The 15,758-nt window shown below is 59.7% G+C and carries 12 protein-coding genes; 3 read left to right on the plus strand and 9 right to left on the minus strand.

The window, feature by feature from the left end; genetic code table 11:
• Positions 1–40: 40 nt before the first annotated feature.
• Together QMK47_RS23235 and QMK47_RS23240 are read right to left on the minus strand one after the other, a co-directional pair.
• On the minus strand, positions 41–1,462 hold the full coding sequence (locus tag QMK47_RS23235; protein WP_253477702.1) for an amino acid permease: 1,422 nt from the start codon (positions 1,460–1,462) through the stop codon (positions 41–43).
• A 469-nt stretch (positions 1,463–1,931) separates the two neighbouring features.
• Positions 1,932–2,393 (minus strand): REP-associated tyrosine transposase, encoded by a 462-nt coding sequence (locus QMK47_RS23240; RefSeq protein WP_253477705.1) that lies wholly within the window; start codon positions 2,391–2,393, stop codon positions 1,932–1,934.
• A gap of 571 nt (positions 2,394–2,964) precedes the next feature.
• Here QMK47_RS23240 and QMK47_RS23245 point away from each other — a divergent pair.
• Positions 2,965–6,072 (plus strand): transglycosylase domain-containing protein, encoded by a 3,108-nt coding sequence (locus tag QMK47_RS23245; protein ID WP_253477708.1) that lies wholly within the window; start codon positions 2,965–2,967, stop codon positions 6,070–6,072.
• Positions 6,073–6,091: 19 nt separating this feature from the next.
• On the opposite strand, the gene QMK47_RS23250 is transcribed toward QMK47_RS23245, so the two are convergent.
• The 7 genes from QMK47_RS23250 to QMK47_RS23280 form a co-directional block, all read right to left on the minus strand.
• Positions 6,092–6,586 (minus strand): CS1 type fimbrial major subunit, encoded by a 495-nt coding sequence (locus QMK47_RS23250; protein ID WP_253477711.1) that lies wholly within the window; start codon positions 6,584–6,586, stop codon positions 6,092–6,094.
• A gap of 149 nt (positions 6,587–6,735) precedes the next feature.
• Positions 6,736–7,218: a CS1 type fimbrial major subunit gene (locus QMK47_RS23255; protein ID WP_253477713.1), complete on the minus strand. Its 483-nt coding sequence runs from the start codon at positions 7,216–7,218 to the stop codon at positions 6,736–6,738.
• A 44-nt stretch (positions 7,219–7,262) separates the two neighbouring features.
• Positions 7,263–8,006, minus strand: coding sequence for a molecular chaperone (locus QMK47_RS23260; RefSeq protein WP_258689252.1), 744 nt, complete (start codon positions 8,004–8,006; stop codon positions 7,263–7,265).
• A gap of 59 nt (positions 8,007–8,065) precedes the next feature.
• On the minus strand, positions 8,066–9,310 hold the full coding sequence (locus QMK47_RS23265; protein WP_258689253.1) for a hypothetical protein: 1,245 nt from the start codon (positions 9,308–9,310) through the stop codon (positions 8,066–8,068).
• A 42-nt stretch (positions 9,311–9,352) separates the two neighbouring features.
• Positions 9,353–10,600, minus strand: a complete 1,248-nt coding sequence (locus QMK47_RS23270; protein WP_258689254.1) for a hypothetical protein — start codon at positions 10,598–10,600, stop codon at positions 9,353–9,355.
• Positions 10,601–10,777: 177 nt separating this feature from the next.
• Positions 10,778–13,309: a CS1-pili formation C-terminal domain-containing protein gene (locus tag QMK47_RS23275; protein ID WP_253477720.1), complete on the minus strand. Its 2,532-nt coding sequence runs from the start codon at positions 13,307–13,309 to the stop codon at positions 10,778–10,780.
• A 125-nt stretch (positions 13,310–13,434) separates the two neighbouring features.
• On the minus strand, positions 13,435–13,920 hold the full coding sequence (locus QMK47_RS23280) for a CS1 type fimbrial major subunit (RefSeq protein WP_253477722.1): 486 nt from the start codon (positions 13,918–13,920) through the stop codon (positions 13,435–13,437).
• A 433-nt stretch (positions 13,921–14,353) separates the two neighbouring features.
• Between QMK47_RS23280 and QMK47_RS23285 the strand changes: the two genes are divergently transcribed.
• Together QMK47_RS23285 and QMK47_RS23290 are read left to right on the plus strand one after the other, a co-directional pair.
• On the plus strand, positions 14,354–14,929 hold the full coding sequence (locus tag QMK47_RS23285) for a helix-turn-helix transcriptional regulator (RefSeq protein WP_320389392.1): 576 nt from the start codon (positions 14,354–14,356) through the stop codon (positions 14,927–14,929).
• Positions 14,926–15,711 carry a siderophore-interacting protein gene (locus QMK47_RS23290; protein WP_024618488.1) on the plus strand — a complete coding sequence of 262 codons (786 nt, stop codon included), beginning with the start codon at positions 14,926–14,928 and terminating at the stop codon, positions 15,709–15,711. Before QMK47_RS23285 ends, QMK47_RS23290 begins: the two co-directional genes overlap by 4 nt.
• Positions 15,712–15,758: the final 47 nt, after the last annotated feature.

Consider the following 15,758-nt stretch of genomic DNA (forward strand, 5'->3'; position numbering starts at 1 on the left):
TCATCTGACCAGGGCTTTCTTTTTTACCTCGCGCTTTATCTTACGAAACCGAACGCACACCTCCCCGCACATCCTCAGTCGGTTGCAACTTGAAGGTATAAAACAACACCGTCAGCAACACCAGGAACGCCGGGCCGACATACAACGCCACGCGGGTATCCGGGAAGTACGCCATCAGGCCCACCACCAGCACCAGGAAGGCCAGCGCCAGGTACGAGCTGACCGGGTACAGCCACATGCGGTATTTCAGCGCCGCACGCTCTGAAGCGTTCAGGCTTTTACGGAACTTGAGTTGGGCCAGCAAGATCATCACCCAGGTCCAGATCGCGCCGAAGGTGGCAATGGACGTCACCCAGACGAAGACTTTCTCCGGCACCAGGTAGTTGAGCAGCACGCCCAGCAGCAACGCGGCGATGGACAGCAGCAATGCGCGGCGCGGTACACCGTTGGTAGAGGTCTTGGCGAAACCGGCCGGGGCCTGGCCGTTCTGCGCCAGGCTGTAGAGCATCCGCCCGGTGCTGAAGATCCCGCCGTTGCAGGACGACAGCGCGGCAGTGATCACTACGAAATTGATGATGCCGGCGGCGGTCTTGATGCCCAGGCGCTCGAAGGTCATCACGAACGGGCTGCCCTGGGTGCCAATTTCGTTCCACGGGTAGATCGACAGGATCACGAACAGCGCGCCGACGTAGAACAACAGGATCCGCCAGAACACCGAGCCGATGGCGTTGGGGATGGTTTTCTGCGGGTTCTTCGCCTCACCGGCAGTCAGGCCGATCATCTCCACGCCCAGGTAGGCGAACATGACCATTTGCAGCGACATCAACACGCCTTGCACGCCATTGGGCATGAAGCCGCCGTGGGTCCAGAGGTTGGAAATGCCCAGGGCCACGCCGTCGTTACCAAAACCGAAGGCGATAATGCCGACGCCGCCGATGACCATGGCGATGATGGTGACGATCTTGATCAGGGCGAACCAGAATTCGAACTCACCGAAGGCCTTGACCGCGATCAGGTTGATCGAGCCCATGCTGACCAGCGCGGCCAGGGCCCAGATCCAGCGGGGTACATCGGGGAACCAGATGCCCATGTACACCGCCACCGCGGTGATTTCCGCCACGCAGGTCACCAGCCACAGGAACCAGTAGTTCCAGCCGGTCAGGAAGCCTGCCAGTGGGCCGAGGTAGTCCTGGGCATAGCGGCTGAACGAACCGGCCACCGGGTTATGCACGGCCATTTCGCCGAGGGCGCGCATGATCACCAGGATCGCCAGGCCGCCAATGATGTAGGACAGCATGATCGCCGGACCGGCCATTTCAATGGCCTTGGCCGAACCGAGGAACAGCCCGACACCGATGCAGGCGCCGAGCGCCATCAGGCGGATATGCCGCTCACCGAGTTCACGTTTGAGCGGACCGCCCTGAGCGGTCTCGCCATGGGGCAGATGATTGCCGACAGGCATAGGGATACAACCTCGTCTTGTTATTGGATTAGCCCCCGAGCGTCCAAAGCCACAGGCCGATAGGCCTGCCACCTTGCCGAAGCCGGGTCTGTCTTGTGGACGGACCGTCCTGTGGAACGACAACCTCAGGATCAGCGGGCCATGCAGTATAAAAAGCCAGGGATAGAGAGTTTCACTGTAAAACCTGTGAAATTCAGGGATAAGCCTGCGCCACAAGTGGCTTTTGGAGAGGCGTTGTCTGGGATGACAGGTCATACGGAAACGGCGCCGAGTATTGCACAGCATTGGTGCAGCGTCATGTATGGACGCAGACCGATGGCTCTAGTACAAGGCTTTCAGGCACCACTTCACCTTGTGGCGAGGGAGCTTGCTCCCGCTCGGCTGCGCAGCAGTCGCCAGCTTTTAAAAGCTCAAAAACGAGGGCGGCTTCGCCACCCAGCGGGAGCAAGCTCCCTCGCCACAAGAGCTGCTAGAGCCATACTGTGTCCCAGAGCGGGTAATCGCCAATGCGATCCACCAGCCCCGCCCGAAGCGGATTGGCGATGATGTAGCGGGCGGAGGGCTTCAGATCTTCGTTGTCGCGGATCGCGCGGTCATGGAAGCCGCTTTGCCAGAAGGCGCCTTTTCTATTCATTGCTCGATTGATTGTGAGGGTGCTGCGGGATTTGACTACCTGCATCACATGCGTGAGCTGAGCTTGCTCTAGCTGCACCAACCAATGCAGGTGGTCCGGCATCACAACCCAGGCCAGCGAATTGACCTGACCTCGCTCATGAACCAGGCGCATTTCTGCCACCAATAAGCGGCCCAGTTGCAAGTCGTTGAAGATCGGTGTGCGTTGGTGAACGACCGCAGTGACGAGGTAGCCTCGCCCCGGTTCCGAAGAGCGTCCGTGACGCAAGCGATGAGAGTTTGGGCGTGAAGGATGCATTCCTTGGCTTCCTATGGTTGGAGGATCTACCTACGGTAGCTTCGCCTGCGACGATCCGACGCGATGATGGTTGAGCGACTTTTCCGAAAACGACGTAATCCCCGTGGCGAGGGAGCTTGCTCCCGCTGGGCGGCGAAGCCGCCCTCGCTTTTCAACCACTGAAACTCTTCAACCATGCCACCGTTGCGTCTGCTGCGCAGCCGAGCGGGAGCAAGCTCCCTCGCCACAAAAACGCCTCAGACCATGACGGCCGCAAGCACCTGTGCATTCTTCACGCAAGGCTGGCAACTCCCCATCCTGAAGGCACACCGACCGTGGCGAGGGAGCTTGCTCCCGCTGGGGGGCGAAGCCGCCCTCGCTTTTCAACCGCTGAAGCTCTTCAGCCATACCACCGTTGCGTCTGCTGCGCAGCCGAGCGGGAGCAAGCTCCCTCGCCACAAAAGCTCGTTGGCCAGCGGCATCCCACAAGTGCTTGTGTATGGACTTACCCATAATTTCCCCTCCCCCCACGCCAACCACCGTCTAAGCTTCAAGCAAGTCCGATCAATCTGCGTGAATGGATCAGTCGACTATGGGCGCTTTGTGGCAAACCGATTCGAATGAACCTGTGGTCCCGACTGAACGTATGGAAGAAGCGCCTTTACCTCAAAAAAAACGCCGCGCACGGCATGGCTGGCGGGCATTCTGGTTGTTGCTGCTGATTATCGTGGTGGTGGTCGGCCTGGCGGTGGCCAAGGAAATGCGCACCTCGCGGTTTCAGGCCCGGGAGATCAGCAAGTACGCCACGGCCCTGAGCTATGCGGTGCAGCCGGGGCCCAGCGATGCCATCGTCTATCCGGGCGCAGGCCCGTTCGACCGGCGCTTGGGCTACAGCGCGCTGGGGGAATTCCTGCCGCGCCTGCTCAAGCGCGACTACGTGATCCAGGCCCAGGCGCGGTTCTCGCCGGCCTTGATGGGCTACGTCGAGAAAGGCCTGTTCGTGCCCTATTCGGAAAAGATCCAGGCCGGCCTGACCATCACCGACTGCCGCGCCGCGCCGGTCTATCAGTTCAAGTACCCGCAGCAACTGTATGCGAACTTCGAAGCGATCCCGCCGGTGGTGGTGCAGAGCCTGTTGTTTATCGAGAACCGCTTCCTGCTCGACCCCAAGCAACCTCTGGCCAACCCGGCAGTGGACTGGCCGCGTTTCGGCATGGCGGCCTGGTCGCAAGTCGCCAAGCTGTTGAGCCTGCCGGGGCAGTCCGCCGGGGGCAGCACGTTGGCGACACAACTGGAGAAGTACCGTCACTCGCCTGAGGGCCTGACCGTGTCCGGCGCGGAAAAAATCCGCCAGATGATTTCCGCCAGTGTCCGCGCTTACCAACCCGGCCCGCAAACCCTTGAGGCGCGGCAGCGGATCATCCGCGACTACCTCAACAGCGTGCCGCTCTCCGCCGTGCCCGGGCATGGTGAAGTCCATGGCATGGCTGAAGGCTTGCGGGTCTGGTACGGCGCCGATTTCAAGCGGGCCAATGAACAGCTGTTCAGTACCGCCACCGACCCCAAGAGCCTGGCGGAAAAAGGCTTGGCCCTGCGGGAAATGCTGTCGTTGATGATCGCCCAGCGCCGCCCCTCCCATTACCTGTCCAAGGGTCACGATGAACTGGCGCGCCTGACCGACAGCCACATCCGGCTGTTGGCGCAGAACGGCGTGATCGATGCGGCGTTGTCCGAGGCGGCCCTGGCGAGCCAGGTCAGTTATCGCGACTGGATCCAGGACCCGACCGTCCAGCCCAACGAAACCAACAAAGGCATCAGCGCCGCCCGCAGTCGCCTCGCCGCCCTGCTCAATCGTCCGCTGTACGACCTCGATCGCCTCGACCTCTCCGCCACCAGCACCTTGCAAAGCGACTTGCAGGCCCAGGCCACCGACTACCTCAAGCGCTTGGCCGACCCGGCCTTCGCGACCGAGATCGGCCTGATGGGCGAACGCCTGCTGACCCCCACCAGCACCACCCAGGTGCGGTACAGCTTCACCCTGCTGGAACTGACCCCCGACGGCTCGCGCGTGCGAGTGCAGACCGACAGCACCGACCAGCCCTTCGACATCAACGAAGGCAGCAAGCTGGAACTGGGCTCCACCGCCAAGTTGCGGGTGCTCACCACGTATCTGCAGATCATCGCCGAGCTGCACGAGCGCTATGCCCAGCAAACCCCGGCGGCATTGAATAAAGTCGACATCGCCGAGCCGGACCGCCTCTCCCGCTGGGCCGTGGACTACCTGATCCAGAACACCGACCGCAGCCTGCCGAAAATGCTCGAGGCCGCGCTGGACCGGACCTATTCAGCCAGCCCCGGAGAAGCGTTCTTTACCGGTGGCGGGCTGCACACCTTCCACAACTTCCGTAACGAGGACAACGGCCGCATCCCCACGCTGCGCGACGCCCTGCGTGAATCGATCAACCTGCCGTTCATCCGCCTGATGCGCGACCTGGTGCGCTACGCCACCTATGCCGGCCCCAATAACAGTTCCGAGCTGCTCAAGGACGACAAGGACCCACGCCGCCAGGAATACCTGGCCCAGTTCGCCGACCGCGAAGGCACCTCGTTCCTGCTCAGGTTCTGGAAGAAGTACCAGAAAAAGGACACCGGCCAACGCCTGGAAACCTTCCTCGACGGCATGCGCCCTACGGCGATCCGCCTGGCCGCCGTACACCGTTATTTCTTTCCCAACGACAGCCAGGAAAATTTCAACCGCTTCGTACGCGCGCACTTGAAATCGGCCAAGAGCGCCGAAAAACTCACCGACGAACGCCTGGAACGGCTCTACCAGAGTTACGGCCCCGGCGCCTATGACCTGCCGGACCAAGGCTTTATCGCCAAGGTCCACCCGCTGGACCTGTGGTTGATGGGTTACCTGCTGAACAACCCCGACGCCAAGTTCAGCCAGATCGTCAAGGCCAGTGAGTTCGAGCGCCAGGAAGTCTACAGCTGGCTGTTCAAGAGCCGGCACAAGAGCGCCCGCGACAGTCGCATCCGCACCATGCTGGAGATCGAAGCCTTCCTGGATATCCACCAGCGCTGGCAACAAGTCGGCTACCCCTTCGACCACCTGGTGCCGTCGCTGGCCACCGCCATTGGCAGCTCCGGCGACCGCCCCGCCGCGTTGGCGGAACTGGTGGGCACTATCCTCAACGATGGCATCCGCAAGCCCGCGCTGCGCGTCGACAGCCTGGACTTTGCCGTCGGTACGCCTTACGAGACACGGCTGGTGAGCAATCCGGATAACGGCAAGCGCGTGATGCCGGTGGAAGTGGCCCAGGCCTTGCGCGGTGCGCTGTCCCAGGTGGTGGATGCCGGCACCGCGAAACGCGTGGCCGGCAGTTTCAAACTGGCCGATGGGACACCGTTGGCCATGGGTGGCAAGACCGGTACCGGCGACAACCGCATCGAAGCCATCGGCTCCGGTGGGCGGGTGATCAGTTCCAAGTCGATCAACCGCACCGCCACCTTCGTGTTCTACATCGGCGACAGCCATTTCGGCACCCTCACCGCCTTCGTGCCAGGCGCCTCGGCGCAGAACTTCAAGTTCACCTCGGCCTTGCCGGTGCAGGTTCTCAAAGGCATGGCGCCGTTTCTCTCGCCCTACTTGCAGCCGGGGACTCATACCCAGTGCAAGCCGTTGGTGGCGAGCGAATGACGTGTACAGGGATCCTGGATTAAAGAGTTACGCGAGGAACTGCATCGAAGATGACAGTGAAGTTCGCGGTGTACAGCCCCCCGGACCAGTGAGGGATGCCATAATTAACCGGGTTGATGACCATTTCCACCTGAGTCCCTGGCGTAGACGTGGCATCATCTACTACTTCTTGAGGCGCATAGCCCAACAATACGTTATTGAACCAGACGCGCAAAGGTCTGATCACGCTACCATTAGACAGATCAGGGCGTCCCTCAAGGTAAGCATGAACCGAGCCGTCGGTATTCTTTACATCAAAGGTATGGCGTATGGAACTCAACTCGTAGGTTACAGGGTTGTAATACATGTACTCATCGTTACCAAAATCCGGATTGCGTGGCTGCACATGAAACTGTTTATTAGGAATGTTCGCTGTAATATGAATAGCCGTCTGTGCGTTATCGGCAGCGAATATTAAAGAGGTATTCAAGGCCGCGACGCCAAGTACGGTCGCGCAGAGCAATTTTCCAAACATGTTTAACTCCTGTTGATAATATTTTAAACAATGAAAGGTACACACCCGCCTAAACGGCCAGCACCTTTTAGTTTTGACCTGCTTTGCAGGCCGGCGGGAGCAAGTGCTCTCGCCACGTGGGGCCAGATAGGCCAACGTTCTTCAAAGGGCTACGGCGCCACCGCATCGAACACCATGTGCACCGTGCCGTAATAGTCACCCGGTTTGTATTCATCGTCGGGCTTGATGGCGGCGATTTCCAACGGCACCTGACGTCCAGGCCGGGCCTCGATGGCCGATACGACCTGGGTCGAATCCAGGGTCAGTTCAACGTTGTTGAACTTCACCCGCAGGTCGATTCGTTCACGGCCATTGGACAAATACGCCTCTTCACTCAAGCGTGCGCCGATGGAGCCATTGCTGTTCTTCACCTCGTAGGTCGCCCGCAGTGGGCTGAGCTCATTGGTGATGGTGCTGAACGGCAAGCGTTGTTCGCGCTGGACTAGCTGCGGGTCGAGGGGCAGCACATAAAAATCCGCCGTCGGAATGGTCACGTAGAGCTCGAACGTCTCCCGCTCCACCGCCCCCCAAGCCGAAACCCAGGGTAACGTCAACGCCATCACTGCAAGAGGGCATACCGTTTTCTTGAACATTTTGATTACCTTTGGCATCAGCCTGGGTTCGACGAAGGTGATCGTCACCCCTTGATCTCGATGTTTTTGGTCACGCCGCCTTCGATCAACGTGAAGCGATATTCACGGCCCGCCTCCTTGTCGAACGAAAACGTGCGCCCGGCCATGACGTGGTGTTTGGTGGTGGGCCGGCAGTCGTTTTCCTGCTTCGCGACACAATCCTTGAACTCATCGATAATCAGGACGCTATTGCCGTTGTTGCGCATCAGGTAACGATCGGGGTTGTCATCGATCACGGTCTCGAAACGGGTATCCTTGGGCCGCACGAAAAACACCGTGCCGTAGCCCGCCAGGACCTTGACCCCCGCCTCCACGCGTTCCTTCTTGTACGCTTCGCGCTCTTGCTCGCTGACCGCGAACTCATCCTCCGCCTCCGGCACTACCGGCACAAAACGCACGCGGAAATAGCGCTCCTTGTCGCGGTTGCCCATGAACAGCAACCGCGTGCCCTGCACCCCGTTGGCCGGTACGATCAGCCGCGCCGGGCTGGCCATCAGGCCGTCCCTGGCCGTGACGCTGGCCTGGTTCTGCAAGGGAACTTCCTGATAGGTGCCATCCTGGTTGTAGATGATTTCCAGGATGTTGACCTTGACGAACGCCGTGGACGTCCCGCCGTTGAACACCCGTTTCATGTAGGTGCTTTTGTCGCCGTCGAGGTAGTCGTAGACCACCCCGACACCGATCTGCGGCCCGGCCTGGGCCACGCCGCAAAACAAAAAAACACCCATCCATGCCAATAACCGTTTCATCACTTTTTCAACCTCTGCACTAAACACAATTCACTGAATATTGCCGGCCCGCGGGCCCATCAAACTTCCGAATCCCAGATCACCGTGATATTGCCGATGTAGGTCCTGGCGCCACCGTCCAGCATCTCCTCGACACTCGCTTGGGCGATCTCGAAAGAAAGATTTCCCGGCTGGCGATCGACATAAACATTGGGCAAAAACAACTCTGTACCGCTGCCATCTCGCAGCAGGCGCCGTCGGTTGACCGGTTGACCGGCGAAGTCGGTCAACCCATCAGGCAGGCTTACCCGGACATCCACCGGTACGGCATGACCGGAGCCGGCTTCGGAGATCGCACACGTATTGCCACTGATGTATTGGCACTCGAGCGCCATCTTGAAGCGTGAGGACGTCGAGATATGAAAGCGCTGCTCACGAAACAGCCGAGTCGGTTTGTGCCCGCTGTTCAGCCAGGCTTGCCAGCCTTCCGATGGCACCAGTTCGACCCGGTTGCCGCCGGGCGGGATTTCCACTTTGAAGGCATGCTCCACATCGAGCTTGAAATTGAGCGTGAGCGCCGAATCGTTGGGCAGCATGACATCGCCCATGTCCAATTCCCGACCCGGCCCAATACCAATCGTCACATCTCCCGTGTACTGGCCTGCGGTCATTCGCATAGGGTTGGGCATGCGCAGTTCATAGGCAAAGTCCACGTAGGAATAGGCCATGCTGGGAATCAGATATTGGGCTTTTTTGGCGCACACAGTTTCCATCGGCGTCCTCCAGAAGAACTCGTAATAGTTCTCCCCGAAACGGCCAAAACCGCTCCAATGACAGCCTGTCGGGGGGTAACCCCAGTTGTCGGTCCACAATTTGGTGTGAGCGGTGCCTGGATCCACGCCCCCGCCCACCAGATCGACGACACTGCCGGGGAATTGGTATCGAGAGCCTATGCCGACCCAACGCACTTGAACGATCTCGGTTTCGCCCGTACCTGAATGAACGATTTGCGCCGTGCGCCAGTTGGCGGGCACTTGAAACATTGCCCCCTGCCGAGGATCTGTGTGCCCGGCCTGAATAGCCCTGATGGAATTGACACTCAGCGGCAGCCGGACACTGAACATCTTCCACATCTGGCATTGCGAAGGCAGTTCTGCACAATAACCACTCATAGGGGTGGTATTGAGAAAAGCAGCCTCCTGAGGCTTCGACGGATCCGGCCTGAACACCGCGCTGATGTCTTGGGTAACGGCATTGGCCATGGGCACGCAAGCAAACAAAAACGTTGAAACCACACAGCGCTCGACTAGCGGTGATCCTTTCATTGGTACGACCTCATTCAATTCCGTTGAATAGACCAAGTTCTTTTAAATCTCTGAATCCCAGATCACCGTGACGTCACCGGTATAGGCCTTGGCGCCGCTGTCCAGCATCTCTTCGACGCTGCTACGGGCCACTTCAAAGTGCAGGGTGCCCGGCCTACGATCGACGTAGAAACCCGGCAGGAACAGTTCGGTACCGCTGCCGTCACGCAGCAACCGGCGACGATTGACCGGTTGTCCGGCGGCGTCGGTCAAGCCATTGGGCAGGGTCACGCTGACGTCCACTGGCACGGCATGGCCGGTGCCGGCTTCGGAGATCGCGCAGGTATTGCCGCTGATGTATTGGCATTCGAGGCCCATCTTGAAACGTGATGAGGCGGAGATATGGAAGCTCTGGTCACGGAACAGGCGCGTGGGTTTGCGACCGCTGTTCAGCCAGGATTGCCAGCCTTCCTGGGGGACCAGTTCGACCCGGTTGCCGCCGGGGGGGACTTCGACTTTGAGGGTGTGTTCGACGTCGAGCTTGAAGTTGAGCGTGAGCGCCGAATCGTTGGGGATCATGACATCGCCCATATCAATGTCCTGCCCTGGCCCAACGCTATAGGTCAGCGACCCGGTGTATTGGCCGGACGACATTTTCAGTGGGTTGGGGGTGCGCAGCTCGTAGGCAAAGTCCAGATAGTTGTAGCTCATGGCAGGGATCAAGTATCGGGCCGTTTTCCCACACACACCTTCTGTCGGCACCTTCCAGAAAAAGGCATAACTCGTAATGTTATAGAGTGAAACACCGCTGTATTGACATGGCAAAGGCGCATACACCCATTCAAGACCGCTCCATAACGCCCGGTGGGCTCCCCAAACGCTCGCGCCGCCACCTACCAATTCGATCACACTATTGGAGAACAATTGTCTCGACCCAAAGCCGGACCAGCGCACTTCAACAGTTTCTATTTCGCCCGTCCCCGTATGGGTAACTTGTACCGGACGCCAACTGGCAGGCACTTTAAACATCGCACCTTGCCGAGGATCTTCATGATTCGCCTGGATAGGACTGATCGTATTGGCAGAGAGACGTAATCGAACGCTGAACATTCCTGTCGCCCTGCAGTCCGACGGTCTATCTGCGCAGTAACCACTGATAGGCGTGGTATTGAGAAAGGTATTCTCATTGGGCTTCGATGGGTCAGGCCTGAACAGAGCGCTGATATCCTGGGTCAAGGCATTGGCCGCAGGCACGCACGAAAACAACAACACCGAGACCACGCTGCGCACTGCAACCGATAAGGGTTTCATTTATACAACCTCATACATCAAGACAAATCACTGCAAATAGGTAGGTGAGCAATTCACTTGTGGGAGCAAGGCTTGCCCGCGATGCAGGCGCCTCGCTCTTCAGGTGAATTGCGCTATCGTTCATCGCGAGCAAGCTTTGCTCCCACAGTTTCAGGAGCAAGCTGTGCTCCCACACTCTCATGAGCGCTGCTTCGCCCCGGCCTCGGCCAGCGTCGTATCGGCCAGGGTGTCCGGCGTGCAGCGCAAGTCACCGATCATCAACACGTCGCCTTCGCGATCGGCGTTGTCCGGGTCGAGGCGGAAGCGGCAGAACAACTCGCTGCCATAACGCACCTCCAGGGTGGGCGAGCCGGCATTCATTTCCATGGAGAAGAACCCGTCCGCCTCGCTGACACCGCGACTGGCGTGATTGATGACGTGATGCCCCTTGAGCGGCTGCCCTTGTTCGTCCAACAGACGACCCAGCACGGTCACGGTTTTCATCACGCTGACCTTGCGGTAGTCCACCCCGCCCTTGTTCAGGTGATAACGGGTGCGGGACGGCTCGATGTTCGCCGCTGGCGGATGCACGCCGTCGAAATCGAAGGTCACCATGCTGTTCTTGTAGGCGGTGATCGGCACGAAATTGCGGCCCGGGTGCAAGGTGGTGCTGCCGCCGGTCAAGTCGTCGGCCCGCAGGATGATGTCGTCCAGGTCGGTTTCCACGTCGACGATCATGCCGGCACCGCGTCCCTGGGGCACGCCGGTGAAGGCGGCTTTCTGCCCGCCCACCGCCACCGTGCTGCTCAGGTTCAAACCGCCGGTGAGGTTGTCGTTGTAGGAGGAACGCTGGATGAAGCCATCGCCGTACATCGACTCGGTCATGAAGCTGGCGATACCCGACAGCCCCACGCCATAGGTGTCGGCCAGCGCCGTGGCGGAGACGCTTTGCAAGACGTGGTCTTCCAAGTTGCGGCGATATGAAACCGAGGCATTGTTGTCCCGCGCGCCATCGCGCGAAGTGCGGGTGCCAACGCTGCCCGACCAGTACTCACCCGGCCCGCCCAACGCCACGCTGACGCTCAGGTCCACGCCTCGATTGCGTCGGTCGTTGGTACTCGACGTGCCGGGGCGGTCGAACACGGACAGCCGCCAGTTGGCATCGCTGCCACGCAGCGCGGTGCGTTGGGTCCAGCCCAAGTCCAGGCCGGTGCCCTGGACGTTGCCTTCGCTGTAGGCCAACCGGCCGTTGATGGAGTTCTTGTTGCTCAAGCGATGATTGACCGACAGCGATGAATTGCTGGTCTGGCCGACGTAGACGTTGCGCTGGCGGATACGGGTGCCGTCCGACAAGGTTTCGTAGGTGTTGCGGGTGTCGAGCCAACTGCGGTTGTGACTGGCGACGATGCTGCCATGGCCGTAGCTGTACAGGCCTTGCAAGTCCATGCCGGTGCCGTACTGCTGGGTCTGGTAGACGTTGGCGTACAGGCTGGTGTTGCTGGCGAGCGTCCAGTCGATCGAAGTGCCCACTTGCAGTTTGTCCTGCACCTGGCGCGTGGACGCACCGAGGATCACCCGTGGGTGCAGCAGGTAGTTGACGCCGACGCCGGCGGTCGTGAAACCCGAGGGCTGATCTTCCCAGTTGCTCCACAGCCGGGTTTCGCGACCGGCGAACAGGTTATAGCGCCAGCGGTCCTCGGTACTGTTCCAGTTGTTGGGCTTGTAGACCAGCTCCTGGCTGGTGGCGGTGGTTTGCCCATCTTCAATCAGCCGCACTTCCACTTCATAGATACCGCCGGGCAACGGGCGGGTGTCCAGGCTCTGCAAGCCTGCGCTGACGGCCTGGGTATTGATCAGCAGGCCGCTGCGATAAATTTCCACCGACGCCTGGCGGCTGGCGGTGACATAAATGGGGTAGACGCTGGGCTTGGGATTGTCGATCACCAGGCTGTCGGAGCTGCCGTACATCACCCCCAGCGCGGTGTCCGGGTTGGCGCCGAACGAACGGATCTGGCGATTCAAGCCATCGGAACTGGGCGTGAAGTAACCCAGGCGGAAGAAATTGCCTTCCATTTCCCGTTGGGTATAGAGCTCATGGACCGCGTGGTAGAGCTTGTCGTCCGGCCCGCCAAGACGCGAGAGCTGAAGGTCCAGCGACTGGCTCCAGTTGCCCACGCTGGAACTGGCGTTGAGGCCATAACGTCCGCCGGTGTCCTGTTTCTGGCCACCGTTGATATTGAGTTGGTTATTGAAGATCAGGCCGAGGCTGCCGCCTTCCGGCTGATCGTAGAAACGCTTGGCTTCAGTTGCGCGCTCGACATCCTGGGTCAGGATCGACACCAATGAATTCTCGAGGCTGTAATGCACGGCCAACAGCCCGCCGGTGCAGTTGGTTTCACACGCGCCCAGCACTTGTCCCTGCTTGAGGCGTTGCTCCCATTGTTCGCGCTCGACGGCCTTTATCGTGCTGTCTTGCGTTTCGGTGAATTCCAGCAAGGTAATACGATCATCCCGCGTCAAGACCACCATGGCTTCACCGAGATACTGTTGATTGAGTTCAATACGAACCGCGAGTGGCACATCGAAGAAGTGGGCTTCAAACTCCGCCGGCAGGCCCTTGGCCTGGGACAACAGGCTTCTTGGCGTCGTACCGGGGGCGATTGGCGCGGCCAATGCTGTCGCGCACAAAAACAGCGCGAGCGCACCTGCGATGGGTGTCATCGGAAACATCAACGGATTCTCATATTCAGCGTGCTATCGGGGCGTTTCAGGTACAGGCCGACCGGCTGGGGAGGGCCGGTCGGCCTGCGGCGATGCCCATGGGCGAGGAGAGACTCACCGGGCAGCGAATGGCCTTACGGGCGCGGCACGGCGTCGAAGATGACGGTCATGTCAGCGGTGTACAGGCCGTTCTGGGTGTCCAGGGGCCTGGCCGGGACGATGGTCATGTCGGCCTGGGTGCCTGGCGTGGAGGTCGCATCGTCCACCACTTCCTGCGGTGTGGCGGTCAGGATGACGCCGTTGAAGGCGGTGGTCAGGGCGATGGAGTTGCTGCCGTTGTACAGCGCAGCCGGGCCGCCTTCGATGTAGGCGTTTACCGAACCTTCGGTGTTTTTCACGTCGTAGGTCTGGCGCAACGAAGTCAAGGTGCCGCTGACCGTGTTGTAGCTCATGACTTCGTTTTCACCGAAGTCAGGGTTGCGTGGCTGCACATGGAACTGCTGGGTCGGGATGTTCGCAGTGATGTGGATCGACGAGCGAGCATCACCGGCAGCAAATGCCAGCGAAGAACCCAGGGTGGCGGCGACCAGGGCAGTACTGGATACGAGTTGTTTGAGCATGTTGTTAACACCTGTTCTTGGCATAAAGAGAAAGGTTGAAGTAGCAGCTCAACAACAACTTGATCTGCTCCTCCAACGCCGGGGCATGATCGACTCTTTGCAACTAAAAAAAAGCAGGCAGATTCCCACAAGCGTGTAGTAAATCCGGCACACGAATGCGCGAAAAATACCCGACCTTTTATAAAACTTAAGTTTGTATGTCAGAAACTACCCACACGCCCAGCAGCAGCGCGGCGTCCTTCAAAGTCAAGAAAAACCGCAGCAAAATCCCATCATCCGCTGCCATATCGTATTCAGGTAAGGTCTTGTTTCATCAGAATTAGCCGGCAACGAAACTAGATATATCTTAGTTCCAAGGCATATCCAGCTTCAAAGATATATCTCACGGCAAAGTTATATCTCAGCCCTATCTTGCGCAGAACGGAGAACGCATATGACAGACCCTTATTCCCATTTCAAACGCGAATACGAACACGACGGTTTCGAACAACACCCGGTGCGCCGTGAACGTAACAGCCGTGCCCCCCGGGTCTTTGCCGCCGGTGACCTGAAGTCGCTGTCTCTGGCGCTGATTGCCGAACAACCTTGCCACGGTTATGACCTGATCCGCCGGATCGAAAACATGTTCGACGGCGCCTATAGCCCCAGCCCCGGTGTGATCTACCCGACCCTGTCCTTCCTGGAAATGAGTGCAATGGTCACCTGCGGTGTCGAAAACGGAAAAAAATGCTACAGCGTGACCGATGCCGGACGTCTATCACTTGAGGACCAGGCCCAAACGCTGGATGAGGTGCGCACGCGCATTGAAATCAGCAAGCGCATATTGCGCGGCCATGATCGTCCCCCGGAAATCCATGAAGCGGTGTATAACCTGCGCCATGCCCTGCAAAAGCACCCTGGCCACTGGAGCCCGGAAGAAATCCGGCGGGTGCGCGACCTGCTCAACGACACCGCCAAAGCCATCATCGACGGCCCCGACCGTCCACCTGTCTCGGAGTCAAGCCAATGACCGAAGTCGATCCAAACACCATTCACCGTGTCAGCCACGAGATTAAACGCCGTCGCCTGCAAGTGTTGCGTGTGGAAGACCTGACCCCACGCATGCGCCGCATCACCGTCGGCGGGCCGGAACTGGCCGGGTTCGCCAGCCTGGGTACGGACGATCACGTGAAATTACTGTTCCCGCAGAACGCCGAGGAACACGCCGCCCTGGAAAACTTCAGCCCCAGCATCGACAAGGCCCAGGGCCCGATGCCCCAGATGCGCGACTACACCCCGCGCCGCTATGACCTCGATACCCTGGAGCTGGACATCGATTTCGTGCTCCACGGCGACGGCCCCGCCGCGACCTGGGCGGCCCAGGCAACGCCCGGGCAATACCTCTACATCGCCGGGCCACGGGGCTCGATGATCGTGCCGGACATCTTCGACAGCTACCTGCTGATCGGCGACGAAACCGCCCTGCCCGCCATCGCCCGTCGCCTCGAAGGCCTGGCGTCCAACCGGCGTGCCCTGGTGGTGGTGGAAGTGGAAAACGGCGCCGAGCAGCAGATTCTCCAGAGCCCGGCGCAGGTGCACGTGATCTGGGTGCTGCGCGAGGGGCGCCAGGACAACCTGCTGCGCACCGTGCAACAGCTGGACATGCCCGGCGGCAAGCTGTACGCCTGGGTCGCGACCGAGAGCAAGGTGTCGCGGCAGATTCGCAAGGTGTTGCTGGAAGAGAAAGGCCTGGACCAGGATTTCGTAAAGGCGGTGGGGTATTGGAAGCTGGATGACAGTGAGGAAGATTGAGGGACTGACGGCGGCTGTAGGAGCTGTCGAGTGCAACGAGGCTGCGA

This window comes from Pseudomonas sp. P9_35, from assembly GCF_034008205.1.
In the GTDB taxonomy this organism is placed as follows: Bacteria; Pseudomonadota; Gammaproteobacteria; order Pseudomonadales; family Pseudomonadaceae; genus Aquipseudomonas; species Aquipseudomonas kilonensis.